20 protein-coding genes are annotated in these 23,249 nt (G+C 71.8%); 10 read left to right on the top strand and 10 right to left on the bottom strand.

Annotated elements, in window-relative coordinates; all coding sequences use genetic code 11:
- The coding region (locus ACI3KX_RS14845; protein WP_404910223.1) for a CHAT domain-containing protein at positions 1-1,673 on the top strand (1,673 nt) is incomplete at its 5' end.
- A gap of 38 nt (positions 1,674-1,711) precedes the next feature.
- The gene (locus tag ACI3KX_RS14840) at positions 1,712-3,913 is read left to right on the top strand and encodes a caspase family protein (RefSeq protein ID WP_404910222.1); all 2,202 of its coding nucleotides are present in this window, start codon (positions 1,712-1,714) and stop codon (positions 3,911-3,913) included.
- Positions 3,914-3,932: 19 nt separating this feature from the next.
- On the opposite strand, the gene ACI3KX_RS14835 is transcribed toward ACI3KX_RS14840, so the two are convergent.
- Both ACI3KX_RS14835 and ACI3KX_RS14830 read right to left on the bottom strand, forming a co-directional pair.
- Positions 3,933-5,507, bottom strand: coding sequence for a 5-oxoprolinase/urea amidolyase family protein (locus ACI3KX_RS14835; protein ID WP_404910221.1), 1,575 nt, complete (start codon positions 5,505-5,507; stop codon positions 3,933-3,935).
- Entirely contained in the window at positions 5,501-6,256 is a 756-nt protein-coding gene (locus ACI3KX_RS14830; protein ID WP_404910220.1) for a LamB/YcsF family protein, read from the bottom strand. Before ACI3KX_RS14830 ends, ACI3KX_RS14835 begins: the two co-directional genes overlap by 7 nt.
- Positions 6,257-6,373: 117 nt before the next feature.
- Between ACI3KX_RS14830 and ACI3KX_RS14825 the strand changes: the two genes are divergently transcribed.
- On the top strand, positions 6,374-8,128 hold the full coding sequence (locus ACI3KX_RS14825; protein ID WP_404910219.1) for an ABC transporter ATP-binding protein: 1,755 nt from the start codon (positions 6,374-6,376) through the stop codon (positions 8,126-8,128).
- A gap of 129 nt (positions 8,129-8,257) precedes the next feature.
- Here the strand turns inward: ACI3KX_RS14825 and ACI3KX_RS14820 are convergent, their stop codons facing one another.
- The 3 genes from ACI3KX_RS14820 to ACI3KX_RS14810 all read right to left on the bottom strand — a co-directional run bounded on the left by ACI3KX_RS14820 (position 8,258) and on the right by ACI3KX_RS14810 (position 12,035).
- The gene (locus ACI3KX_RS14820; protein ID WP_363356903.1) at positions 8,258-9,220 is read right to left on the bottom strand and encodes an ABC transporter permease; all 963 of its coding nucleotides are present in this window, start codon (positions 9,218-9,220) and stop codon (positions 8,258-8,260) included.
- A 43-nt stretch (positions 9,221-9,263) separates the two neighbouring features.
- On the bottom strand, positions 9,264-10,268 hold the full coding sequence (locus ACI3KX_RS14815; protein ID WP_363356902.1) for an ABC transporter permease: 1,005 nt from the start codon (positions 10,266-10,268) through the stop codon (positions 9,264-9,266).
- A 105-nt stretch (positions 10,269-10,373) separates the two neighbouring features.
- Entirely contained in the window at positions 10,374-12,035 is a 1,662-nt protein-coding gene (locus ACI3KX_RS14810) for an ABC transporter substrate-binding protein (protein WP_404910218.1), read from the bottom strand.
- A gap of 257 nt (positions 12,036-12,292) precedes the next feature.
- Here ACI3KX_RS14810 and ACI3KX_RS14805 point away from each other — a divergent pair, with 257 nt between their 5' ends.
- The 3 genes from ACI3KX_RS14805 (at position 12,293) to ACI3KX_RS14795 (ending at position 14,312) form a co-directional block, all read left to right on the top strand.
- Positions 12,293-13,156: a spermidine synthase gene (locus ACI3KX_RS14805; RefSeq protein WP_404910217.1), complete on the top strand. Its 864-nt coding sequence runs from the start codon at positions 12,293-12,295 to the stop codon at positions 13,154-13,156.
- Positions 13,157-13,242: 86 nt separating this feature from the next.
- Positions 13,243-13,770 carry a tetratricopeptide repeat protein gene (locus ACI3KX_RS14800; RefSeq protein ID WP_349426315.1) on the top strand — a complete coding sequence of 176 codons (528 nt, stop codon included), beginning with the start codon at positions 13,243-13,245 and terminating at the stop codon, positions 13,768-13,770.
- Positions 13,771-13,820: 50 nt separating this feature from the next.
- The gene (locus ACI3KX_RS14795; RefSeq protein ID WP_404910216.1) at positions 13,821-14,312 is read left to right on the top strand and encodes a SprT-like domain-containing protein; all 492 of its coding nucleotides are present in this window, start codon (positions 13,821-13,823) and stop codon (positions 14,310-14,312) included.
- Between the two features lie 99 nt (positions 14,313-14,411).
- Here ACI3KX_RS14795 and ACI3KX_RS14790 read toward each other — a convergent pair whose 3' ends face one another.
- Positions 14,412-15,053, bottom strand: a complete 642-nt coding sequence (locus ACI3KX_RS14790) for a 2-phosphosulfolactate phosphatase (protein WP_404910215.1) — start codon at positions 15,051-15,053, stop codon at positions 14,412-14,414.
- A 66-nt stretch (positions 15,054-15,119) separates the two neighbouring features.
- Between ACI3KX_RS14790 and ACI3KX_RS14785 the strand changes: the two genes are divergently transcribed.
- Entirely contained in the window at positions 15,120-15,626 is a 507-nt protein-coding gene (locus tag ACI3KX_RS14785) for a hypothetical protein (RefSeq protein ID WP_404910214.1), read from the top strand.
- Positions 15,627-15,634: 8 nt separating this feature from the next.
- Here the strand turns inward: ACI3KX_RS14785 and ACI3KX_RS14780 are convergent, their stop codons facing one another.
- On the bottom strand, positions 15,635-16,228 hold the full coding sequence (locus ACI3KX_RS14780; protein WP_363356898.1) for an NADPH-dependent FMN reductase: 594 nt from the start codon (positions 16,226-16,228) through the stop codon (positions 15,635-15,637).
- A gap of 142 nt (positions 16,229-16,370) precedes the next feature.
- Here ACI3KX_RS14780 and ACI3KX_RS14775 point away from each other — a divergent pair, with 142 nt between their 5' ends.
- Together ACI3KX_RS14775 and ACI3KX_RS14770 are read left to right on the top strand one after the other, a co-directional pair.
- On the top strand, positions 16,371-18,113 hold the full coding sequence (locus tag ACI3KX_RS14775) for a hypothetical protein (protein ID WP_363356897.1): 1,743 nt from the start codon (positions 16,371-16,373) through the stop codon (positions 18,111-18,113).
- Positions 18,110-19,414 carry a hypothetical protein gene (locus ACI3KX_RS14770; RefSeq protein ID WP_404910213.1) on the top strand — a complete coding sequence of 435 codons (1,305 nt, stop codon included), beginning with the start codon at positions 18,110-18,112 and terminating at the stop codon, positions 19,412-19,414. Before ACI3KX_RS14775 ends, ACI3KX_RS14770 begins: the two co-directional genes overlap by 4 nt.
- Positions 19,415-19,458: 44 nt before the next feature.
- Here ACI3KX_RS14770 and ACI3KX_RS14765 read toward each other — a convergent pair whose 3' ends face one another.
- Together ACI3KX_RS14765 and ACI3KX_RS14760 are read right to left on the bottom strand one after the other, a co-directional pair.
- Entirely contained in the window at positions 19,459-20,946 is a 1,488-nt protein-coding gene (locus tag ACI3KX_RS14765) for an FtsX-like permease family protein (protein ID WP_404910212.1), read from the bottom strand.
- Complete coding sequence (locus tag ACI3KX_RS14760; protein WP_404910211.1) at positions 20,943-21,761, bottom strand: ABC transporter ATP-binding protein; 819 nt, start codon at positions 21,759-21,761, stop codon at positions 20,943-20,945. The genes ACI3KX_RS14765 and ACI3KX_RS14760 overlap by 4 nt, the downstream gene beginning before the upstream one ends.
- A gap of 142 nt (positions 21,762-21,903) precedes the next feature.
- Between ACI3KX_RS14760 and ACI3KX_RS14755 the strand changes: the two genes are divergently transcribed.
- Complete coding sequence (locus tag ACI3KX_RS14755) at positions 21,904-22,593, top strand: hemerythrin domain-containing protein (protein ID WP_404910210.1); 690 nt, start codon at positions 21,904-21,906, stop codon at positions 22,591-22,593.
- A gap of 127 nt (positions 22,594-22,720) precedes the next feature.
- Here ACI3KX_RS14755 and ACI3KX_RS14750 read toward each other — a convergent pair whose 3' ends face one another.
- Positions 22,721-23,128 carry a VOC family protein gene (locus ACI3KX_RS14750; protein WP_404910209.1) on the bottom strand — a complete coding sequence of 136 codons (408 nt, stop codon included), beginning with the start codon at positions 23,126-23,128 and terminating at the stop codon, positions 22,721-22,723.
- Positions 23,129-23,249: the final 121 nt, after the last annotated feature.

Raw genomic sequence — 23,249 nt, 5'->3', positions numbered from 1 at the left:
CTCCCGCCCCGTCCGCGCCGCCGCCCGCAGCGGCTGCACCCGCGCCGGCGCCGGGGGCGCCGGCGGCCGGCCTGGACGGTGCGACACCGGTCCCGGCCGTCGTCGATGCGGAGGTTCCCTCGCGCGTCATCGCCGGGGTCGCGTTCGATGCCGTCGTCAGACTTTCGCTGGAGGATCTCGTCCCGACGGCAGGCACGGCGCACAAGAAGACCCGGGCACGGTTCGACCCGTCGCGTGACATCGAAGTGGGCATGCAGCTGCGCGGCCTCGCCTTCGCCGACGGCACCCCGTCGGTCGTCACGACGTCGCTGCCCGCGGCGGGGGACGACCCCCGGCGACTCGTCTTCCGGCTGGTGCCTGACGCACCCGGGCGCGGCCACATCACCGTCACGTTCACCCAGGCGCCCGTGGTGGCTCCGCTCGCCGTCCTGGCGCTGAGCACCCCCATCCTCCCCGACGACGCCGACGGCCCCGACGGCGACGTGCGGGTGGTGGCGGCATCCGTCGCCGCGCCGCCGCGCAGCATCGCGGACCTCCCCACCCTCGTGATCGACGAGTCGATCTCGCGCGGCCGCTCCGAGCTGCTCATCACGGCGAAGATCGGCCGGACGGTCGTGAAGAACTCGGTGCGCCTCGACGACAAGAGCGCGTACGTCGAGGGCATCTACGCCGACCTCGCCGAGATCAGATCGGCGTATCGGCAGACGGTGGAGGACGACCCCGACGAGGCCGAGGAGGCCGCCGACACCGTCCGCCGCGAGGTGCGCACACTCGGCGCCCGGATCGCGGAGGATCTCCTGGGCGATGAGGTCAACGCCCTGCTGTGGAGCCGGCGGCGGCGGATCTCGCAGCTCGTGCTGCAGACGTCAGGCGAACTCGACATCCCCTGGGAGATCCTGCACCTCGTGCCTGTCGGCACGCAGCGACCCGACCCGGAGCGCTACTTCCTCGGCGACCTCGGGCTGACGCGGTGGATGTACGGGACGACGCGACCCACGGTCCTGCCCGTCGACACCAGCCGTGTCGTCGCGGTCGCCCCGGACTACGTCGATCACAACCTGACCCTCCCGCGCGCCCGCGAGGAGATCGAGACCCTCGGCGACCTGCTGGCGCTCCGTCCGCGCTCCGCCGACGACCCGGCCGCGTTCCGCCAGGCGATCGCGGACGGCTTCGACCTCCTCCACTTCGCCGGGCACGGTCGGTGGCGCGACGCCGCTCCACGCGGGCAGGAGATCGCCTTCGCCGCGTTCTCGGAGGATCACGACGACGGATCGGCCTCCTACACGGACTCCGACGCACGACGCGACCTGCCCGAACTGGACGAGCCGCAGGCCGCGGCATCCGCCCCGTTCGTGTTCCTGAGCGCGTGCGACGTGGGCCGGCTCCGCTCCGGCGCGACCGGGCTCGGCGGGTTCGCGGAGGCGTTCCTCCGCGGCGGAGCAGGCGTGTTCATCGGGTGCTCGTGGGCGGTGCGCGATGACGTGACCGCGCTGTTCGTCCGCACCTTCTACGCGCAGACGCTCGGCGAGGGCGCGACCGTCGGCGAGGCGGTGCTCGCCGCACGACACGCCGCGCGCGAGGCCGGCGATCTCACCTCGCTCGCCTTCACCGTATACGCCGACCCTCGCGCGAAGCTCGTGCGCAGCGGCCACGCCGGTGACGACCACCACTGACTTCACCCATCCACCCTCAGCAGACAGGACGTGACATCATGCCCGACACCACCGCGACCGCCCGTGGCGCGACGCTCAGCGCCGCGGAGCTCACGGCACTGCGCAAGCACGTCGTCCACACGGAGGACGGCAGGCTCGCCACGGCGGCGAGCGCCAAGCCGCGCACCGTCGAAGACTTCGAGACCACGGCCGAGGACGTCAAGCGCATGATCGACGTCGACCTCGGCGCGTTCGTCGACCAGCAGGCGAAGAAGACGCCGGCCGGCGAGGCGCCCGCGCCCGTTCCGGTGCTCATCTGGGCGCACGGGGGGCTCACCGACAAGGCCGCGGGGCTGCAGACCGCACAGCGCCAGGTCGCGTGGTGGAAGAAGAACGGCGTGTACCCCATCCACCTCGTCTGGGAGAGCGGGTTCAAGACCACTCTCGAAGACGTGGTCCGGGGCAAGGCCGGCAAGCGCGGTTTCACCGACCTCACGGATCTCGCCGTGGAAGCCGCTGCACGAGTGCTCGGCGGCCGGAAGTTCTGGGACGACATGAAGCTCGACTCCGCCGGCGCATGTCTTCCGGCCATCGACGGCGGTGCGGCAGGCGGTGCGTACGTGCTCGCGGCGGCGCTCCGGGAGTACATGGCTGCGAACGCGGGCGCCATCGAGCTGCACATCGCCGGGCACAGCGCCGGGTCGATCTACCACTCGCACTTCGTGCCGCGGCTGTTCGAGGGCGACGACAAGGTCGAGAGCGTGAAGAGCGTGACCTTCCTCGCGCCCGCCGTGCGCGTCGACACCTTCGAGGCGACGCTGCTGCCCCTCGCCGAGACCGGCAAGATCGAGAACCTGTCGATCTTCACGATGAACGAGAACCAGGAGAAGCGCGACAACACGGCCGGGGTCTACCGCAAATCGCTCCTGTATCTCGTCTCGCGGGCGTTCGAGGCGGAGAAGGATGCCGAGATCCTCGGTCTCGAGGAGCACCTGCGTCGCTCCGGGCGGACGATGGCCTACCTCGGCGACACCTCCGAGCGCCTCGTCCTCGGTCCGGTCGCCCGCGGCCGGCGCAGCAGCACGCAGGCGACCTCGCACGGCGACTTCGACAACGACGAGGAGACGATGATGAGCCTCGCACGGCGCGTCGTCGGCGTGCCGGACAGCGACGAGACCGACCACGTTGCCGTCTTCCCGCGCCGGACGCGCGAGGTCAGCGAGTTCACGCCTGCGCCGCGCCCGGAGCCGACCGGCGCCCGCGGTGCCGCACCGCGCAAGCTGGCGCTGTGCATCGGCATCGACGCGTACCCGAGGGACCCGCTGAGCGGCTGCGTGGCGGACGCCGAGGCATGGGCCGCTGCGCTCACCGGCGCCGGCTTCAAGGTGGAGTCGATCCACAACAAGGACGCCACCCGCGACACGATCCTGCGGGCGATGCTCGACAAGGTCTCGTCGGCGCGCGACGGCGACATCGTCGCGATCCAGTTCGCCGGGCACGGAACATTCGTCCCCGACCTCGACGGCGACGAGACCGACGCGTTCGGGCCGAAGGACGAGGCTCTCTGCCCGATCGACTTCCGCGACGGCGAGCTCATCGTCGACGACGACCTCGGCGCCATCTGGGATGCCATCCCCGAAGGCGTCTCGGTGACGCTCTTCTTCGACTCGTGCCACTCCGGCTCGGTGAACCGCGAGATCACGCCGAGCGAGTTCGAGTCGCGGAAGATCCCCGCAGGTGCGACTCCGCGGATGACGGTGCTCGACGCCGATGAGGAGGCGGCGTTCCGCGAGGAGCGGGCGGCGTCGCCTGCCGATGCGTTCCGCATGGCCGCGTGGAAGCGGGTCGTCGAGGTCGAGACCGACCGTGCCGCGGTGCCCCGCGCGCAGCGGGCCGACGGCCGGGAGGTGCTGATCAGCGCCTGCCAGCCCGACCAGGTCGCGCTCGAGACGAACGGGCGCGGCGTGTTCTCGTCGGCTGCGCTGAGCGTGTTCGCCAAGACGCCGGCGCTGACCAACAGCGAGTTCGTCGCGGCGGTGTTCGACATCCTCGACGACACCTACGAGCAACGACCTATGCTGTCGGCGGCAGGAGCCCTGAACGCGCGGGGGCTGCTGTCCTCGGTGCACGACGCGCCTCCTGCTGCGGCATCCGTCGCGATCGAGACGGACGGCCACCGCGCGCCCGCCGAGATGCGCACCGCCGCGATCGTGGCCATCCTCCGCGCAACCGCCGACCTGCTCGAGGCCGGAGGCAGGTGAGCCGGCTTCGGTGATCCGCTCACACGGGCGGGCGCGCGTGCCGGAATCGGATGCGGGTGCCCGGCCGCGCCTGCGCGACGAGGTCGAGGCCGGCGGCCGTCACCACGGCGATCACCGGGTAGCCGCCGGTCACGGGCCCGTCGGCGAGGAGGATGGTGGGCCGGCCGCTGGGCGGCACCTGCAGCGCGCCCGGGACCATGCCCTCGCTCGGCAGCTCCCCCGTGCGCACGCGGGCGAGCTCGGGCCCATCGAGGCGTGCGCCGACGCGATCGGCGTGGTTCGAGACGGTCCACACGGCGTCGTAGAGCGTCGTCAGCGCCTCCGGAGCGAACCACTCGGCGCGCGGTCCCGGTGCCAGTTCGAGCTCGAGCTCGTCATCGTGCGGTGCGCCCCACGCCGCGGGCGGCGCGACCGGTATCGGCGTGCGGGCGTCGTCGCGGACGCCCACGACGGCACCGGCGCGGAGCGCTGCAGGTCCGAGCCCGGCGAGCAGATCGGTCGCACGCGAGCCGAGGGCGGTGCGACCGTCGAGGCCGCCCCGTACCGCGACGTAGGCGCGCGCCCCGTGTGAGAACCAGTCCAGGTGCAGCTCGGCGCCCGCCGGCCACGGATGCGCCGCATAGGGGTCGGCCTCCTGCCCCGCGATGCGCACAGCACCCCACGCACCGGTCACCGCGACCCACAGGTCAGTCTCCGCGACGGCGCGCAGCCCGCCCATGGTGACCTCGATGGCCGCGGCGCCCTCGGGGTTGCCGAGCAGTCGGTTGGCGGTGCGCAGGGCGGCTCGATCGAGGGCTCCCGACACGGCCACGCCGACGGATGCCGCGCCCTCCCGTCCGAGATCCTGCAGGGTCGCCAGCAGGCCGGGTTCGACGATCCGGATGCCGGGGCCACGCGCCTCCGCCGCGGCCGGCCTCACGCGCCCCGAGGCTCCGGGCGACGCGCCGCCGCCCCCGGCGCGCGCCATCAGCCGGAACCGAACGCGGGTCCCCGGCGCCAGAAGCGCGGGGGATGCGGCATCCGGATCGAACAGCGGCGCGGTGGTGGTGCCGATGAGCCGCCAGCCGCCGGGGGTGTCGCGCGGGTAGGCGCCGGCGAATCCACCGGCGAGTCCCACCGCGCCCGCGGGCACCCGGGTGCGGGGCGAGTCGAGGCGCGGCACATCGAACGGCCAGTCGTCGCTGACGAGGTAGCCGAAGCCCGGCGCGAAGCCGGTGAAGGCCACGCGCCACTCCGCCGCGGAATGACGGCGCACGAGCTCATCGGCGCCGATGCCGAGCAGGAGCGCGGTGCCGTCGAGATCGGCCCCGTCGTAGGCGATGTCGAGCTCGACGAGCGGCCCGGCGGCGCCGCCACCGGGCTCGGAGTCGGCCGCCGCGGCGAGCGCCCACGCCCGCGCGGACGCGAGCGGAAGGAGCCGCGGGTCGACCCGCACCAGCACGGTCCGCGCCGCCGGCACCAGATCGACGACGCCCTCCGGCCGCGCGGCGGCCAGGGCGGCGTGCAGGGGCAGCACGTCGTCGAGCGCGCCGACCTCGAGGAGGAACGCGCGCTCCCCCATCGGCCGGACGCGCGGCGCCGGCGTGCTCACCACGGCGCCCGCACCTCCACGCCCGCGGCGTCGAGGGCCGCGCGCACGGCGCGCGCCATATGGACCGCGCCGGGTGAATCGCCGTGCACGCACAGGGAGACCGGGTCGGCCACCACGAGCGACCCGTCGATCGCCTCCACCACGCCCTCGCGCGCGAGGAGCACCGCTCGCACGGCGACGAGATCGGGGTCGTCGAGAAGGGCGCCCGACTGCGTGCGCGGGACGAGCGAGCCGTCGGGCAGGTAGCCGCGGTCGAGGAAGGCCTCGCGTACGAACGGCAGACCGACGGATGCCGCAGCCTCGGCGATCTCGCCGGGAAGACCGAGCACCGGCAGGGGCCGGCCGAGCAGCGCCGAGCAGTCGGCGATCGCGCGGGCGACGGCATCCGCCTGCCGTCGGTCGCCGATGACGGCGTGGTAGAGGGCGCCGTGCGGCTTCACGTAGCGCAGGTCGGCGCCGGCGGCGACCAGGGCCGCGAGCTGCTCGGCGACGGCGGCGCAGAGATCGGCCGGGTCCATCGCCGCGGCGATGCGGCCGAAGTTCGCACGGTCGGGGTACGAGGGGTGGGCGCCGACCGCCACGCTGAACCGCTCGGCCCTGGCGACGGCCTCGCGCATGGAGGGGACGTCGCCGGCGTGTCCGCCGCACGCGACGCTCGCGCTCGAGATCACCGCGAACATCGCCTCGTCGTCGGCCGTCGGCATGCCGCCGACCGTCTCGCCGAGGTCCGCGTTGAGGTCGATCGCCGCCATGGCACCACGGTACTGCGGCAGGACCGCCGCCGACCCGGCGGGCCCGCGCGTTACGGATCCGTAAAGGCTGACCGCGCACCGGTGCGCGAGACGACTCCGCCAGGCAGGATGGAGCGCATGGCCCGATCCACTGAACGTGTCGCGGCCGGGGCGCCGCTGCTCCAGGTCCGCGACGTCGCCGTCGAGTTCCAGACCATCGACGGCCCGGTGCACGCCGTCGAAGGCATCGATCTCGACCTCGCGGCCGGTGAGACGCTCGCGATCGTCGGCGAGTCGGGCTCGGGCAAGTCGACCACCGCGATGGCGGTCATCGGCCTGCTGCCCGGCAACGGCAAGGTCACCCGGGGCAGCATCATGTTCGAGGGCGAAGACCTCGTCGGCGCCTCCGAGGGCGTCATGCGCACGATCCGCGGCGGCTCGATCGGGCTCGTGCCGCAGGACCCGATGTCGAACCTCAACCCGGTGGCGAAGATCGGCAGCCAGATCGCCGAGACGCTCCTCGCGCACGGCCTCGCCACCCGCCGGGATGTCGACCGCAAGGTGGTCGAGACGCTCGCCGCGGCGGGCCTGCCCGACGCCGCCGAGCGCGCCAAGCAGTACCCGCACGAGTTCTCGGGCGGCATGCGCCAGCGCGCGCTCATCGCGATCGGCCTCGCGTGCGACCCGAAGCTGCTCATCGCCGACGAGCCCACGAGCGCCCTCGACGTCACCGTGCAGAAGACGATCCTCGATCAGCTCGACCGCATGACGAGCGAACGCGGCACGTCGGTGATGCTCATCACGCACGACCTGGGCCTCGCCGCCGAGCGCGCCGCACGCGTGGTCGTGATGAACCGCGGACGCATCGTCGAGCAGGGCCCGGCGCGGCAGATCCTCGAGGACCCGCAGCACCCGTACACGCAGGCGCTCGTGAAGGCCGCCCCCTCGGTCGCCGCGGTGCGGCTGCGGCCCGACGTGTTCCGCGCGAGCGTGCCCGCGAGCCCCGAGCCCGACATCGCCCCCGTCGAGGAGGCGACGGATGCGGCAGCCGGAGCGGATCGCGCTGTCGAAGCCGGCCCGGCCGACGCCGCAGCGTCTCCCGCCCCGGACTACATCATCGAGGTCGAGGGACTCACCAAGATCTACAGCGTCCGGGGCTCCAAGGAGCCGTTCGCCGCGGTGCAGGACGTGTCGTTCGCCATCCCGCGGGGAGAGACCGTGGCGATCGTCGGCGAGTCGGGGTCGGGCAAGACGACCACGGCGCGCATGGTGCTGCGCGTGTTCGAGCCGACGAGCGGATCCATCCGCTTCGACGGCCAGGACGTCGCGAAGCTCAAGGGCGGCGACCTCAAGCAGTTCCGCCAGCGCGTGCAGCCGATCTTCCAGGACCCGTACTCGTCGCTGAACCCGATGTTCTCGATCGAGCGGATCATCTCCGAGCCGCTCGACTTCTACAAGCGCGGATCCTCCAAGGAACGCGCCGCGCGCGTGCGGCAGCTGCTCGACGACGTCGCGCTGCCGCAGACGATGCTGCGCCGCTACCCGTCCGAGCTGTCGGGCGGTCAGCGCCAGCGTGTGGCGATCGCGCGGGCGCTCGCGCTCTCGCCCGACCTCATCGTGTGCGACGAGCCGGTGTCGGCGCTCGACGTGCTGGTGCAGGATCAGGTGCTGACGCTCCTGCGCGACCTGCAGCGCGAGTACGGGCTGAGCTACCTCTTCATCTCGCACGACCTGGCCGTCGTGCGGCTCATCAGCGACTACGTGTGCGTCATGAAGGAGGGACGGCTCGTCGAGGCGGCATCCTCCGAGGAGATCTTCACCAACCCCCGCGACCCCTACACGCGGCGCCTGCTCGCCTCGATCCCCGGCAACGAGCTCGACATCGCCGTCTGACCGCCCGCCGGCCCCCGGCGTGCTCTCCCTCGGCGAGACCCCAGTGGGTGGACGAGACCCTGGGGTTTCCCCACCGTCTCGTCCGCCCGCTGGGGTCTCGCGGTGTGGAGCCGCGGCGGCGACGCGAACTCAGCGGGCGCGGGTGCGCGGGTCCATGGCCTCGCGCAGCGCCTCGCCGAGCAGCGTGAAGCCGAGCGCGGTGATCGTGATGCAGATGCCGGGCAGGATCGCGATCCAGGGGTTCACGGCCAGCTCGAGCTGCGCGTAGGTGAGCATGCGGCCCCACTCGGCGGTCTGCGGCACGCCGCCGCCGAGGCCGAGGTACGACAGGCCGGCGGCTTCGATGACCGCGGTGGCGAGCGTCAGCGTCGCCTGCACGATGACGGGTCCGACAGCGTTCGGCAGGACGTGGCTCATCGTGATGCGGCCGCGACCCAGACCGAGGGTCGCCGCCGAGAGCACGTAGTCGCTCGATCTCTGCTGCAGCATCGACGCCCGCAGCAGGCGCGCGAAGATGGGGACCTGGGCCGCCCCGATCGCGATCATGATCGCGAGGGGCGTCTGCCCCATCAGCGCGGCGATCGAGACCGCGAGCAGCAGCGACGGCACCGACAGCAGGATGTCGACGAAGCGCATGATGAGCGTGTCGACCCAGCCGCCGAAGGTGGCGGCGACGAGTCCCAGGATCATGCCGCCGACGAGACCGAGCAGCGTCGAAACGATGCCGATGACGAGCGAGGCTCGCGCACCCCAGATGAGCTTGGAGAGCATGTCGCCGCCGAAGCGGTCGAGGCCGAGCGGGAAGCCCTCGATCTCGCCGGGGCCGGGGATGTGACCGGGGGTGATGTACTGCTGACCCGGCAGCTCCTCGGGGCCGTATGGAGCGAGCCACGGCGCGAAGATCGCGACGAGCACGAAGATCGCGGTGATGGCGGCGCCGACCCAGGCGCTCGGGTTGCGGCGCAGGCGCCGGAAGACGTCGCGCCAGAATCCGCCGCCGCGGGTCTTCGCGGCGAGCAGCTCCTTGTCGTCGACGGCGGTGTCGTCGACCGGTCCGCCGCTCGGGGCGGGGGGAAGCATCGCGGACGTCATGCCGCACCTCCGATGTGGTTTCTGATCAGCTGCGCGCGCGTCATCACTGCACCCGCACCCTCGGATCGATGAAGCTGTACGACACGTCCACGGCCAGGTTGATGAGCGCGTAGATCACGGCGATGAAGAGGATGAACCCCTGCAGCACGGGGTAGTCGCGGGTGAAGATGGCGCGCGACAGGAACGAGCCGATGCCGGGGTACGCGAACACCGACTCGGTGAGGATCGCGCCCGACAGCAGCAGGCCGAACTGGAGGCCGATCGTGGTCACGACCGGCAGCAGCGAGTTGCGGAGGATGAACCGGCCGCGGATCGTACCGCGGGAGATGCCCTTCGCCATGCCGGTGCGGACGTAGTCCGAGTTCTGCACCTCGAGCACCGAGGCGCGGGTGATGCGGGTGATGATCGCGAGCGGGATGGTCGCCAGGGCGATGCCCGGCAGGATCAGGTGCAGGAACGCGTCCCACGCGGCATCCCACTCCCCCGTGATGATGCCGTCGAGGACGTAGAAGTTCGTGTAGTGGGTCGCATCCAGTCGCGGATCCTGACGGCCGTCCGACGGCAGCCAGCCCAGCTGCACCGCGAAGATCCACTTGAGGATCACACCGAGGAAGAACACCGGGATCGTGATGCCGATGAGGCTGGCGAAGACGGCGAAGTGGTCGGCCGGCCTGCCGTGCCTCCGCGCGGCCCAGTAGCCGATCGTGATGCCGACGCCCACCGCGAGGACGATCGCGAACATGGTCAGTTCGAGCGTCGCGGGGAAGCGGCGGAGGAACTCCTCCGTCACCGGTCGCTGGGTCTGGATCGAGACGCCGAAGTTGCCCTGCAGCAGCTGGCCGAGCCACGTGAAGTACTGGGCGATCAGCGGCTCGTTGAAGCCGTACAGCTCGTTGATCTCGGCGACGCGTTCGGGCGTGGCCCGTTCGCCGAGGAGGGCGACGGCAGGCCCGCCGGGCAGGGCGCGCACCCAGAAGAACAGCAGAAGGGTCAACCCGAACAGGGTCGGGACGAGCAGGAGGAGGCGCCTGCCGATGGTGCGTAGCACGTGGGAATCTCCGGGGACGGCGACCGGCGGTCGCGGGCGAGCGGACGAGGGGAACCGGGATGCCCCGTCCCGGCGTCGGCCGGGACGGGGCATCCGGTCACGGCGTCACTCGCTGAGCTCGACCATGTTGTACACCTCGTCCTGCACCGGGCTGGCCGGGTAGGACGTGACACGCGCGTCGAACGCGAGGGTCGGCACCGGGTGCGCGAGCGGCACGCCGGGCAGGAACTCCATGATCTGCTCGTTGATCGCGGCGTAGGCGGCCTCCTGCTCCTCCTCGGTCGCGAGACCGCGTGCATCGGTGAGCGCCTGGAACAGCTCCGCGTTGTCGAAGCCCCACTCGTTGGTCGGCAGACCGAAGAACGTTCCCACGAAGTTGTCGGGGTCGTTGTAGTCGCCGGTCCAGCCCAGCAGGTGGATGCCGTGGTCCGTACCGCCCTGGATCAGGTCGAGGTACTCGACCCACTCGTTCGTGACGGGGTTGAGCACGATGCCCACGGCCTCGAGCTGGCTCTGCAGGTTGGTGAAGATCTGCTCGGGGTTGGGCATGTACGGCCGCGAGATGTTCACGGGGTAGTTGAACGTGATCGTCAGCGGGTTCGCCTCCGTGTAGCCGGCCTCCGCCAGGAGCGCCTGCGCGGCCTCCGGGTCGTAGTCGTACTGCGTGACGTCCTCGTTCCAGCCGATCACGGCGTCCGGCATGAACTGGCTCGCCGCGACGGTGCCCTCGGGGAGCACCTGCGTGATGAGCGCGTCCTTGTCGATCGCGTGGGCGATCGCCTGGCGCACCTTCGGGTCGGAGAGGCCCGGAGCGGCCTGGTTCATGCCGAGGTACAGCACGTTGAACGGGTCGCGGTTCACGAGCGAGAACCCGGCATCCTCCAGCGACTGGAGATCGGCGGGCGCGACCAGGTCGTAGCCGTCGATGCTGCCCGACTCGAGCGCCTGACGGCGAGCCGTCGTGTCGCCGATCACCCGGAAGATGACCTCTTCGACGACGCCCTGCTCGCCCCAATAGTCGGGGTTGGCCGTGAGGACGGTCTGCTCGCCGACAGAGATCGAGTCGAACATGAACGGACCGGTTCCGGTCGGGTGCTCCTGGCCGTACTCGCTCTGGATCGGCGCCTCCTCGGTGCCGCCCACGTCGTCGGCGCCGTACTCCTCGAGAGCGGTCGGGCTCTGGATCGAGAACGACGGCAGCGACAGCGCGGGGATGAACCCGGCGAACGGCTGCTTCAGCGTGATCGTCGCCTGGGTCTCGCTGTCGGCGGTGCAGCTGTCGTAGATGGAGTCAGCACCGAAGCCGCGCATGATGACGCCCCAGTAGTACGCCATGCTCTGCGACGCCGCGACACCGGTGAAGGCGTTCTGGCGGTCGAAGTTGAAGCAGACGGCCTCGGCGTTGAAGTCCGTGCCGTCGTGGAACGTCACGCCCTCCTCGAGGGTGAAGACGTAGGTCGTGTCGTCCGGCTGCTCCCAGCTCTTGGCGAGCAGCGGGGCGGGGTCGGCGGTGCCGGGCACCGTGCCGACGAGCCCCTCGAACATCTGGCGCGCGACGCGGAACGTCTCGCCGTCGCTCGCGAACGCGGGGTCGAGGCTGGCGGGGTCTCCTGACGCGCCGAACACGAAGGTCGTGTCGACGTCGCCGCTCGCCTCGTCGTCTCCGCCTCCGTCGTCGCGCTGACTCGCGCAGGCGGTGAGGACGATCGCGCCGACGGCGACCGCGGCAGCGCCGGCGAGCCAGCGCCTTCTCGCAGTGTGGAGCATGTGCTGTGCACCTTCCATATCGTGTGGGCTCCGCTGCACGTCATCGTGGAGCAGAGGTGCGCGCAAGCCCTCAGCGGGGTGTGATGCTCCGACGCTACCCGGGCGCAGCACCCTCGTCGGTTACACCTGTGTCTCGATTCGGTTTCGGCGGCGACGGATGCCGTGATCTCAGCGTTGTGCGCAGGACCCCGCACGGATGGCGGGCAGAAGTGTCAACGGCGCCCGGTGCGGTGCCGCGCTGCGGCTAACGTGGAGGCATGGCACGCGCACGGGAAGAGGCCGCCGTCCCGGCCGTCCGCCTCTCCGACGGCACACTCGCCCGCGTGGTGCGGTCGCCCTTCGGCGGCGGCTGGGAGCTCGATGTCGACGGCACGCCGCAGTCGCACGTCGACCTCGACGACCCGACCCACCTGCACTTCGAGTACGTCGCCCGCATGGGAGCCGTGATCGACCGGCTCCGGATGCCGGGGCAGCCGCTGACCGCGATCCACCTGGGCGCCGGGGCCCTCACGATCCCCCGCTATGTCGAGGTGACACGGCCCGGCTCGCGGCAGCAGGTCGTCGAGCTGGAGCCCGCCCTGTGGGACCTGGTGCGCGAGAACCTGCCGCTGCCCCGGGGCGCCTCGATCCGGGTGCGGATCGGCGACGCCCGCGAAGCGCTCGGACGGCTGCCCTCCGGCCTCGTCGGCGCCGCCGACCTCGTCGTGTCGGACGTGTACTCCGGCGCGCAGACCCCGGCCCACCTCACGACCGTGGAGTTCTTCACGGAGGCCTCTCGCTTCCTCGCCCCCGACGGCGTGCTGCTGGTGAACGTCGCCGACGGCGCCGGCCTCGCGTTCGCGCGCCGGGAGGTCGCCACGGTGCAGGCGGTGCTCGAGCACGTCATCGTGCTCGCGGAGGTGCAGACGCTCAAGGGCCGCCGCTTCGGCAACCTCGTGATCGCCGCCTCCCGGGCCCCGCTGCCCACCGAGTGGCTGCCCCGGCTCATGGCGGCCGGTCCGCATCCCGCCAAGGTGGCGGAGGGCCGCGAGCTCCAGGAGTTCGCGCGCGGTGCCCGAGTCGCCACCGACGCCGACGCGACGCCGTCGCCGAAGCCCTCGGCATCCGTCTTCACCCGCTGACCGCCACGACTCGGCGTGGCACGCCCGCGAGCATCGGAGCGGCAGGCACACTGGGTTGTGCCACCGGCGCGGCGAAGGGAGCAGACGTGAGCTACATCAGCGGGTACGATCCCGACACTCTCCGCGAACAGGTGAATCCGAGCCAGTGCAAGGAGCGGCTCGAAGAGATCGGCGAGCAGCGCAGCCTCCCGGCACTCCTCGAGCGCGTGTGGCTCCTCAAGGTGCTCGACCGCGCCGAGGATGCCCTGGTGATCTCGGAGCAGTCCGTGCGGGTGGCGCGCATGGCGGGCACCCGGAAGGACCTCCTGCGGGCCCGCATCCTCCACGCGACCGTACTGCAGGCGCGGGGCGCCTACGCCGCCGCCGAGCAGGAGCTCACCACCTGCGCGGGAGAGGCCGAGGGACAGGGCTGGGCGAGCATCGGCGCCTTCGCCTACCAGCATCGGGGCAAGGTCCACTTCGACACCGGGGACTACGAGTCCGCCCGCAAGGACTTCAAACGCGCGCTGTTCCTCCGCCAGGAGTCCGGCGCCACCGAGGACCAGCTCGAGTCCACCCTCCTCGCGATCGACGCCGCCGACCGGCGCCGGGCCGCGGCATCCGTCGCCAGCTGAGGTGGATGCCCTCGCTCTGAGTGTCGGAGATATGTTCTAGTCTCGCCTCTATGTCGGAACTGCATCGCGTGCGGCACTGGGCGGAAGCCCTCATCGCCGCCCACCTCGACCCCTCGTGGAGCTTCGCGTTCGACAACGCCAAGCGGCGCGCCGGTCTCTGCGACTACACGCACAAGCGCATCAGCGTGTCGCGCTACCTCGCGGCGCGCTACGACGACGACACCAACCACCAGACGCTGCTGCACGAGGTGGCGCATGCGCTCGCGGGCCCCCGTGCCGGACACGGGCCCCGATGGAAGGCGGTCGCGCGCGAGCTCGGCTACGTCGGCGGCGCGACCCACCAGGGCGAGACCGCGACGGAGCTCGCCCCGTGGGTGGGCGTGTGCCCCGCCGGCCATGTCGCCTACCGGCACCGCAAGGCGACCCGGCCCACGTCGTGCGCGAAGTGCGCTCCGCACTTCGACGAGCGCCACGCCTTCACCTGGACCCGGCGCGAGATCACCCGCGCGACGCGCCTGGCCGCGCTGACCCCGCGGGCCTGAAGCGCGTCCTGCGCCTCCGCCCCGGTCGTTGAGCGAGCTTGCGAGTCGAAACGCAGAGACGAAACGCGCTGCACCCGGCGCAGCGCCGCAGCGTCGGCGTCAGTACGCGACGAACGAACCGGCGCGCAGCACCGGGACGACGGATGCCGCATCCACCGCCGCGGCGTTGAGCACCTCGGCACGCGCGTCGCGATCGAGGAGCTCCTGACCCGAGCCGCTCGCGGTGAGCAGGTGGCGCACCGCACCACGAAGGCCGCGGAACGCCTCGCACGCGGCGGCGGACTCCGGCGAGGTGTGGTCGATGCCGAGGGCGCCGAGGGCGTCGACGACCGCGCCGGCGCCGAGCTGGTCCTCGACGGCGAAGCGCAGCGGGGCGTCCGTCTCGCGGCCGCCGAGCTCACCGGCCGCGATCACCGCGATGCTCGTGCGCTCGGCGCGCCGGCGCTGGATGTCGAGCACGGCGCCCGCCACGGCGGCCGCGTTGCGGAGACACCCCAGCAGCACCGTGGCGTCCGATCCCGTGGCGGCCTCGGCGACGGCAGCGCCGTTGAGCGACACCGCGTGGGCGGACGCGTCGAGCGGCACGCCCTCGCCGCGCGCGACGGCATCCGTCACCGTCGTGGAGAACCGCAGCACGTCGACGATCACGACGACGTCGGCGGGCGCGAGGCGCCGGAGCCCTGCGACTCCCCAGTCGTGGCGGACCTGGTACCGGCGCTGGTCGAAGGGACTCTCGGGCATCCGTCCAGCGTAGGCCGCGGCATCCGTGACCCGCGTCCGCCGCCGAGGCGGGTGCGACACTGGAGCATGCGGATCCTGCTGAAGTTCGTGATCGACTGCGACCCCGACGCCGCGTGGCGGGCGGTGCACTCGCCACGTGCGGTGGCGGAGCTCTACGGCCCGGTGATGGATCTCGCGCCGCTGGTGCCGCGCGGCCTGCCGACGTCGTGGACTCCCGGCGACGACGTCCCCGTGCAGCTGTCGGCGTTCGGCTCGGTGCCGATGGGGCGGCAGCTGATCCACGTCAGCGAGCGGTCGGTCGACGAGCCCGGCGGGCGTGTGCGCGTCCTCCGCGACAGCGGCATCCCGCTGACCGGTCCGCTGGCGAGCCTCGACGTGTGGGATCACCAGATGGCCGTCTCGCCGGCGCCGGGGCAGCCCGGCAAGACGCTGTGGCGGGACCGCCTCGTCATCGGCGGTCCGACCGCGCCGCTGCTGTGGCCGGTGCTGTGGGGCATCTGGCAGTGGCGCGCGGCGCGCGTGAAGGCCCTCGCCCCCGGCTGGGCGCACGACCCCGAGCCCACCGACGCCTGAGCGGGAGGTCAGGCCTGCGGGATCACGGTGAGCACCCGCGCGGTGTACTCGAGGAACTTCCCCATGAACATGCGGAGGAACTCCTCGGTCGACGCGACGGTGACCTCGCCGTCGGCTTCGATGAGCCCCGGCGTGAAGTGGATGTACGCCTCGGGAGTCGTCATCTGGCGCGCGTTGAGGAAGCTCAACGTGCTGCGCAGCGACTGCTGGCCGACGGCGGTGCCGATCTGCCCCGGCGAGGCGCCGATGACGGCGGTCGGCTTGTCGGTCCATGCGCTCTGGCCCCACGGCCGGCTGCCCCAGTCGATCGCATTCTTGAGGGCGCCGGGGATGGAGCGGTTGTACTCGGGCGTCACGAACAGCAGCGCGTCGGCCGAGCGCACCGCTGCCTTGAAGTCGAGCGCGGCCTGCGGATAGTCGGTGTCGAGGTCGCGGTTGTACAGCGGAAGGTCGGCGTACGAGATCTCGAAGAACTCGAACTCCGGCGGCGCGAGCCGCTGCAGGGCCAGCGCCAGGCGCCGGTTGACGGATTCGCGCGACAGGCTGCCGACAATGACGCCGACGCGGTAGGGCGGTTCATGCTCCACGATGTCGATCTGCATGATGCCAGCCTGCACCCGCCCGTCCGTCGGCGCACCCCACCGGGCGATCGTCCCGTCACGGCGTATCACCCTCGTGGAGCGGACGCTCTTCCCCAGCGGAGGAAACCGCTGCAAGGTGGAGCCGAGGACCTGGGGGTGCGACATGACCGATGGTGTCGAGTACGCCGAGCATGCCGACGAGCCGCGCACGCACGTGACGCTGCGGCTCATCGCACAGGACCCTGCGGTCAGCGGCGACGACGGCAGGATTCTGACGGCACGGGTGAAGGTGCCGTGGTCGCGCATGGAGGACGGCCCGCGGGGAGCCCGCCTGCACGTCGTGGACTACGACACGGCGACCGGCCGCTACGTCAAGCACGCGCCGCTGGGCAAAGACGACCTGTTCGCGGATGCCGACGACGAGGTCCTGCGCACAGATCTGGCCTTCCACGCCCAGCACGTCTACGCCACCGCGGCTCGGACGCTCTCCACGTTCGAGACGGCGCTCGGCCGGCGACTGCCGTGGGGCTTCGGCAGCCACCAGCTCTACCTCGTGCCGCACGCGTTCGCCGAGGCGAACGCGTACTACTCGTTCGAGGACCGGGCGCTGCTGTTCGGCTATGTACCGCCCGTCGACCCCCGTGGCGAGGCGGTCTACACGTGCCTGAGTCACGACGTGGTGGTGCATGAGACCACGCACGCCGTGCTGGACGGGCTCCGCCGCCGGTTCCTCGAGCCGAGCCTGCCCGATCAGGCGGCCTTCCACGAAGGGTTCGCCGACATCGTCGCGCTCCTCTCGGTGTTCTCGATGCGTCCCGTCATCGAGCAGGCTCTCGGCAAGCCCGACAGGAGCGGCCGCATCCCGCGCGGCCGCATCCAGCCCGACGCGCTCCGCAAGAGCATGCTCGCCCGCGTCGCAGAGCAGATCGGCAGCGTGCTGACCCAGGGCCGTGGCGCGCTGCGCGAATCGGCGTTGAACCCGCCCCCGGCGGACTGGGCGAAGCGGCCCGAGTTCGTCGAGCCGCACCGGCGGGGCGAGGTTCTGGTCGCGATCGCCTTCGATCTGCTGATCGAGATCTGGTACCGGCGGCTCCAGGCGCTCTTCTCCCGCCCGAACGGCGAGACCGCCGGCGGCCGCGGTATCACGGTCGACCGCGCACGTGCCGCCGAGGAGGGCGCCAAGGCGGCATCCCAGCTGCTCCATATGCTCATCCGCGGTCTGGACTACCTGCCGCCCGTCGAATTCGACTTCGGCGATCTGCTCAACGCTGTGCTGCTGGCCGACAACGAGCTCGTGCCGGACGACGACCTCGGCTACCGCCAGCTGCTGATGGCCGGGTTCGCCAAGGCCGGCATCCAGCGATCGTCCGACCGGGTCACCGACGTGCTCGAGGCCGAGCTCGCCCCGCACTATCTCGGGATCAACTTCGCCGGACTGCGCAGCGACCGCGACGAGGTGTTCCGATTCCTGTGGCAGAACGCGCGTCGGCTCGACGTGTCGACCGACTACTACACGGTGATCGAGTCCGTCCTGCCGACGCAGCGGATCGGCCCCGACGGCCTGATCGTGCCGGAGTCGGTCGCCACGTACGTGCAGATGGCCGATATGACCGCGCGCGAGTTCACCGACGAGTCGGGGCTCCAGCTGTCTCCGGCGATCGACCCGCGCACCCCCATTCAGCTGTTCGGCGGCGGCACCCTGATCTTCGACCAGTTCGGCAGGCTCAAGCTGCACATCCACAAGCGCCTCGACGACTGGCGCCGGCAGCAGAAGCGGCTCGACCACCTCGAGCGGACCGGGCGTCGCGACTCGTCGGCGCGCCTCGGATTCTCGGACGGCTTCGCCCGCGGGCAGACGTTCGCAGAGCTGCACCGCACGCAGCAGGACTCCGGGGAGACATGGTGAGCACTCCGATCCGCGTCCGCGTGCGCATGTACCAGGTCGGCTTCGGCGACTGCTTCCTGGTGTCCGTCGAATACGACGCGCCACTGCCGGACGGGCGCGACACGCGGCACATCCTGATCGACTTCGGCACGAGTCATTCGCCGAGGGAGGGCATGGCGCGCGGACGCATGGGCGATGTCGCGGCGCTCATCGAGGAGCACACCGGTGGCGAGCTCGACGTTCTCGTGGTGACCCACCGGCACCGCGACCATCTGCGCGGATTCGAGGTCGACGCCGGCGCGGCGATCATGAAGCGACTCGCCCCCAAGCTCGTGGTGCGGTCATGGACCGAGGATCCCGAACTCTCGGAGACCGCGAACGGCCCTGCCGCCGCACCGGACGAGACCGCAGGGGTGAGCCGCGCGTCGGCGAGGTACGCCGCTCTGCTCGCGGAGGCGCAGGAGCAGGTCGCGGGGCTCGCCACCCTGGTGGGTCTCGACGACGAGGTCAGGGCAGCCGCCGAGGACCAGCTCAAGAACGCCGAAGCGGTCGCACTCCTGAACGAGCTGTCGCGCGACGGCCGCGGCCGCTACCTCCACGCCGGCATGGACTCGGGCCTCGCCGACGTCGTCCCGGGGCTCGAAGCGACGGTGCTCGGCCCTCCCACCGTCGACCAGGATCCACGGGTCGCCCGGCAGCGCGAAGAGGACCCGGAGTACTGGCTCACCGCACTGGGGGCGTCGCTGCGTGTGGTGGGTTCCGCTGCCCAGGCCGACGCACGCTCGCCGATCACCCATGGGCCGGGACCGGTGCGCTGGCTGATCGACCGGCTGGCGAATCAGCGGTCCCGCTCCGCCGCACGGCTCGTCCGCGACCTCGACGACGCGCTGAACAACACCAGCGTCATCCTGCTGCTGAAGGTGGGCGGCGTGTCCCTGCTGTTCTCGGGGGACGCCCAGATCGAGAACTGGCGGCACACCCTCGATCAGCTGGGCGACGATGCGGACCTCCGCGACCGGCTGGCGAAGATCGACCTCTACAAGGTGGGCCACCACGGCAGCCGCAATGCGACGCCGCGATCGCTGCACGCACTGTGGAAGGCGCGTGCGGCGGACCTCCCCCGGCTTGCGGCGGTGATGTCGACGCGGCAGGGCGTCCACGGCAGGAACGACAACGCGGTTCCGCAGCAGCACCTCGTCGCGGCACTGCGCGAGGTCGCCGATCTCTACTCGACCGACGACCTCGACAGCGGCGAGGAGTATCTCGAACTCGTGGCGGACGCCGCTCGCGGCCCGTTCCGCATCGTCCCTCCACCGGCATGACGGATGCCGCGGCGCGAAGCCTGCGCCGCGGCACCCGGCCCGCCTCAGTCGGCGAGCGCCTCGACCGGGGCGACTCGCGTCGCCAGTCGTGTCGGCACGACCGCGGCCACCAGCGTGAGGATCGCCGTCGCCACGACGATGATCGCGACCGGGAGCCACGGCACGGCCGGCGCGACCAGCGTCGGCGCGGCGAACGACGGCGGCATCGGCACCGCCCCGAGGAGCGACTGCGCCCCGGCCCATCCGTACGCGGTGCCCAGCACGAGTCCCGTGACGGTCGCGGTGATCGTGATGTGGGCGGCTTCGAGCAGCACCATCCGACGCACCTGGCCCGTCGACACGCCCAGCGCACGCAGCAGTCCGAGTTCGCGCCGGCGCTGCACGACGCCGATCGTGAGGAGGTTGACGAGCCCGACCGCCGCGATGACGGCCGAGACGGCGACGAGGCCCATCATGATGCCCGCGAAGGTGTCCATGAGCGTCGTCATGTCGGTGGGCAGCGGGCCGTCGGCGGATGCCGCGAACACCGCCTTGACCGTCTCGAGCGCGACCGCGAACATCGTCACCAGCGTCACGCCCATCACGACGCCGATGGCCATCCGGCTCGAACGCTCCGGATAGCGGAGGGCGTTCTCGGCGGCCAGGCGCGCCGTGGCCGATCCGCCGAAGAGCCTGCCGACGAGCCGCAGCACCGGCGGCATCACGAGCGTCGCGCCGAGCGTGAGGCCGGTGAAGGAGAAGATGCCGCCGAAGAAGGCGACGATCACTCCGAGCGGGGTCACCAGTCCGAGCAGGATGCCGGACGCCAGCAGCGCGCCGCCGATCGCGAACAGCGTGATCGCGGCGCCGTTGCGCGCGCCCCGCCGGGCGAACGCGTCGTGGGAGGCCTCGACCGACCCGCCGAGCGCCTGCAGCGGCGTGACCGTCAGCACGCGGCGCGAGCCGGCCCAGGCCGCGACCCACGTGGTCAGTGCGACGACCGCCGCCGGGATCACGAGCACCGCCTGCACGACGGCGTAGCCGACGTCCTCGATGCCCAGCGCCCAGGTGGCCAGCGCGACGCCGGCCCACGAGGCGAGAGTGCCGCCGACGAGTCCGAGCGCGGCGCCGATGACGCCGACGACAAGACCCTGCCGTGCGACCTCGGAGCGCTGCGAGCGCGCCGAGGCGCCGATGAGGCGCAGCAGTGCGATGCGCCGCGTGCGTCCGGCGATGACCGTGGCGAACGTGTTCGCGGTCACGATGGCCGCCACGTACACCGCCACACCGATGAGGAGGACGCTCATCATCGCGAGCACGACGGCGAGCGTGCCGCTGTCCCCGATGAAGGGGTCGGCGCGCAGCACGGCCGCGATGAACCCGGTCGCGCTCAGCAGGATCGCGCCGAACGCGCTCGAGATGGCGGCGACGAGGATGCTCGCGCCCATGCCGCGCTCGCGCAGCCAGGCGAGCGGGGCGGCCGCGCCCGACGACGCGGCGGTGACGGATGCCGCGGACTGCGGCATCCGTCCCGTCTGGGCGAGCGCGGTCACGACGTCACCTCCGCGACCGCGTGGCCGACGGCCGACGCGGCGGCGACCGGCGCCCCGGCGCTCAGCTCGGACGCGAGCATGTACGCCGAGATCTCCTCGGCGCTCTGACGCGGTTTGTCGGCGACGATGCGGCCGTCGCCGAGGAACAGCACCCGGTCGGCGTGCGAGGCGGCGACCGGGTCGTGGGTGACCATTGCGATCGACTGGCCGTGCTCGCGCGTGGCGGCGGCGAGGAGGGCGAGCACCTCGCGTCCCGAGCGCGAGTCGAGGTTGCCGGTCGGCTCGTCGGCGAACACGAGATCGGGAGCCGTCGCGAGCGCGCGGGCGATCGCGACGCGCTGCTGCTGGCCCCCCGACAGCTGGTGCGGCCGGTGGCCGAGGCGGCTGGTGAGGCCGAGGCGCTCGACGAGACCGTCGATGCGCGCCCGCTCGAGCGTCGTCGGACGGCGCCCGTCGAGGTCGAACGGCAGCAGGATGTTGCCGAGGGCATCGAGGGTGGGCACGAGGTTGAACGCCTGGAAGACGAATCCCACCCGGCGGCGGCGCAGGACCGTCAGCTCGAGGTCGGAAAGACCGGTGATGTCGGTGTCGCCGATCCAGGCCCGCCCGGAGCTCGGCGCGTCGAGACCCGCCATGATGTGCATCAGCGTCGACTTGCCCGACCCCGACGGCCCCATGATCGCGGTGAACTCGCCGCGGCGGATGCCGACGCTCACCCCGTCGAGCGCATGCACCGTGCTCTCGCCGGTGCCGTAGGTCTTGCTGAGCTGCTGCACCCGGGCGGCGAGGCCCAGGTCGGTCGATGAGAGTTCCATGACTCCGACGTTAGGAACCCGCACCCGTCGCGCGCGTCGGCCCGGCGAGGCATCGGCGTACATCTCCGGGATGATCTTCCCCACGCCGCCTCGCAGGACTATCGTCGCGTCCAGCCCGACCGCCGCGTCTCGAGGAGCCGCCATGCCCGCTACGCCCCTGCCGCCCAGCGGCGCGCTGCCCGAAGACCCGAAGACGTGCGACGCGAGTGGGATGGTGGAGATCCATCGCCTCTTCCGCCGCGGGTTCGGCGAGGCACCCGACCTCATCGGACGGGTGCGCGCGGGCGACACCGCGCACGCAGCGGTCGTCGCGACGCAGCTCGAGACGCTGTCTCTCGGGCTGCACGCACACCACGAGGGTGAGGACGAACGGCTGTGGCCGGCACTCGATGAACGGGCGCCATCCTGCGCCGCGCACGTCGAGCGCATGAAGGCTCAGCACGCCGAGCTGCTCGTGCACCTGACCGCCATGGATCGGGCACTGCCGGCGTGGCGCGCTTCGGCGACCGCAGCGGATGCCGCGCCCGTGCTGGCTGCCCTCGACGGCGTCAACGCGGCGATCGCGGTGCATCTCCCCGACGAGGAGACCAATATCGTGCCCGTCATGGAACACACCATCACCGAGGCCGAGGTGGAGTGGTTCTCGGAGCACGGCCGCGCCTCGATCCCCAAGGGCCAGACGTGGCAGCAGCTGGGCGAGATCCTCGCCGCGCAGCCCGACGGCGGCGACGAGTGGCTGCACAAGCACATGCCCGCGCCCGGCCGTCTCGCCTGGCGCTGGATCGGCCGACGCAAGTACGCCGCCCACCGCGTCGCGCTCGAGGGCCGCTGACGCACACCGTGGTTCGCCGCCGACCTCGTTCACTTGCGCTGAACGTACGCGGACGGCACGTTTCGGCGTACGTATAGCGCAAGTGAAGTCGGGGGGGGGAGGGATCGGGCGACGACGGAGTCTGCGGTCAGGAGGCGTCGGGCGAGGCGGCCTCGTCGGAGGTGATCAGGATCGCGTTGCCGTCGGGGTCGTCCACGATGGCGGCGTAGGGACCCACGGTCTGCGTCGGCGGCATCCGGCCGCGGTAGCCGGCGTCCATGAGGTCGGCCCAGGTGCTGTCGACGACGGCGTCGTCGCCGACGTAGAACTCCAGCATCTGCGAGTAGCCGCCGCCGGCGGGCGGCGTCCAGGTCGGGTCGTAGCGGGAGGCGAACCCCGTCGTGATCAGCAGCGTGACGCCGCTGCCCATGCGGTGCGCGACCACCGGACGTCCGGGGTCAGGGTCGGCGAGGTCGAGCCCGAGCCTGCGGTAGAAGCGCACCGATGCGTCGAGATCCGCCACTTCGAGGACGACCATGCTCAGCTGCAGTTCCATGCGCCCGATTCTGCACGACGGGCCCGACGCCCGCGCTGGCGGCGGCATCCGTTCACTTGCGCTAGATGTACGCGAAAGGCGTGTTTCCCCGTACGTCCAGCGCAAGTGAACTCGTCTGGGA

This window comes from Microbacterium sp. ZW CA_36 (assembly GCF_044987475.1).
GTDB lineage: Bacteria > Actinomycetota > Actinomycetes > Actinomycetales > Microbacteriaceae > Microbacterium.
The sequence above is the reverse complement of the archived record's forward strand: the minus strand, read 5'-3'. Positions and strand labels throughout refer to the sequence as shown.

Bases quoted from the DNA above. Each gene is read 5' to 3' on its own strand.
- ACI3KX_RS14840 (WP_404910222.1), top strand. From the start codon at position 1,712: ATGCCCGACACCACCGCGACCGCCCGTGGCGCGACGCTCAGCGCCGCG.
- ACI3KX_RS14830 (WP_404910220.1), bottom strand. From the start codon at position 6,256: ATGGCGGCGATCGACCTCAACGCGGACCTCGGCGAGACGGTCGGCGGC.
- ACI3KX_RS14825 (WP_404910219.1), top strand. From the start codon at position 6,374: ATGGCCCGATCCACTGAACGTGTCGCGGCCGGGGCGCCGCTGCTCCAG.
- ACI3KX_RS14820 (WP_363356903.1), bottom strand. From the start codon at position 9,220: ATGACGTCCGCGATGCTTCCCCCCGCCCCGAGCGGCGGACCGGTCGAC.
- ACI3KX_RS14810 (WP_404910218.1), bottom strand. From the start codon at position 12,035: ATGCTCCACACTGCGAGAAGGCGCTGGCTCGCCGGCGCTGCCGCGGTC.
- ACI3KX_RS14805 (WP_404910217.1), top strand. From the start codon at position 12,293: ATGGCACGCGCACGGGAAGAGGCCGCCGTCCCGGCCGTCCGCCTCTCC.
- ACI3KX_RS14795 (WP_404910216.1), top strand. From the start codon at position 13,821: ATGTCGGAACTGCATCGCGTGCGGCACTGGGCGGAAGCCCTCATCGCC.
- ACI3KX_RS14790 (WP_404910215.1), bottom strand. From the start codon at position 15,053: ATGCCCGAGAGTCCCTTCGACCAGCGCCGGTACCAGGTCCGCCACGAC.
- ACI3KX_RS14785 (WP_404910214.1), top strand. From the start codon at position 15,120: ATGCGGATCCTGCTGAAGTTCGTGATCGACTGCGACCCCGACGCCGCG.
- ACI3KX_RS14780 (WP_363356898.1), bottom strand. From the start codon at position 16,228: ATGCAGATCGACATCGTGGAGCATGAACCGCCCTACCGCGTCGGCGTC.
- ACI3KX_RS14775 (WP_363356897.1), top strand. From the start codon at position 16,371: ATGACCGATGGTGTCGAGTACGCCGAGCATGCCGACGAGCCGCGCACG.
- ACI3KX_RS14760 (WP_404910211.1), bottom strand. From the start codon at position 21,761: ATGGAACTCTCATCGACCGACCTGGGCCTCGCCGCCCGGGTGCAGCAG.
- ACI3KX_RS14755 (WP_404910210.1), top strand. From the start codon at position 21,904: ATGCCCGCTACGCCCCTGCCGCCCAGCGGCGCGCTGCCCGAAGACCCG.
- ACI3KX_RS14750 (WP_404910209.1), bottom strand. From the start codon at position 23,128: ATGGAACTGCAGCTGAGCATGGTCGTCCTCGAAGTGGCGGATCTCGAC.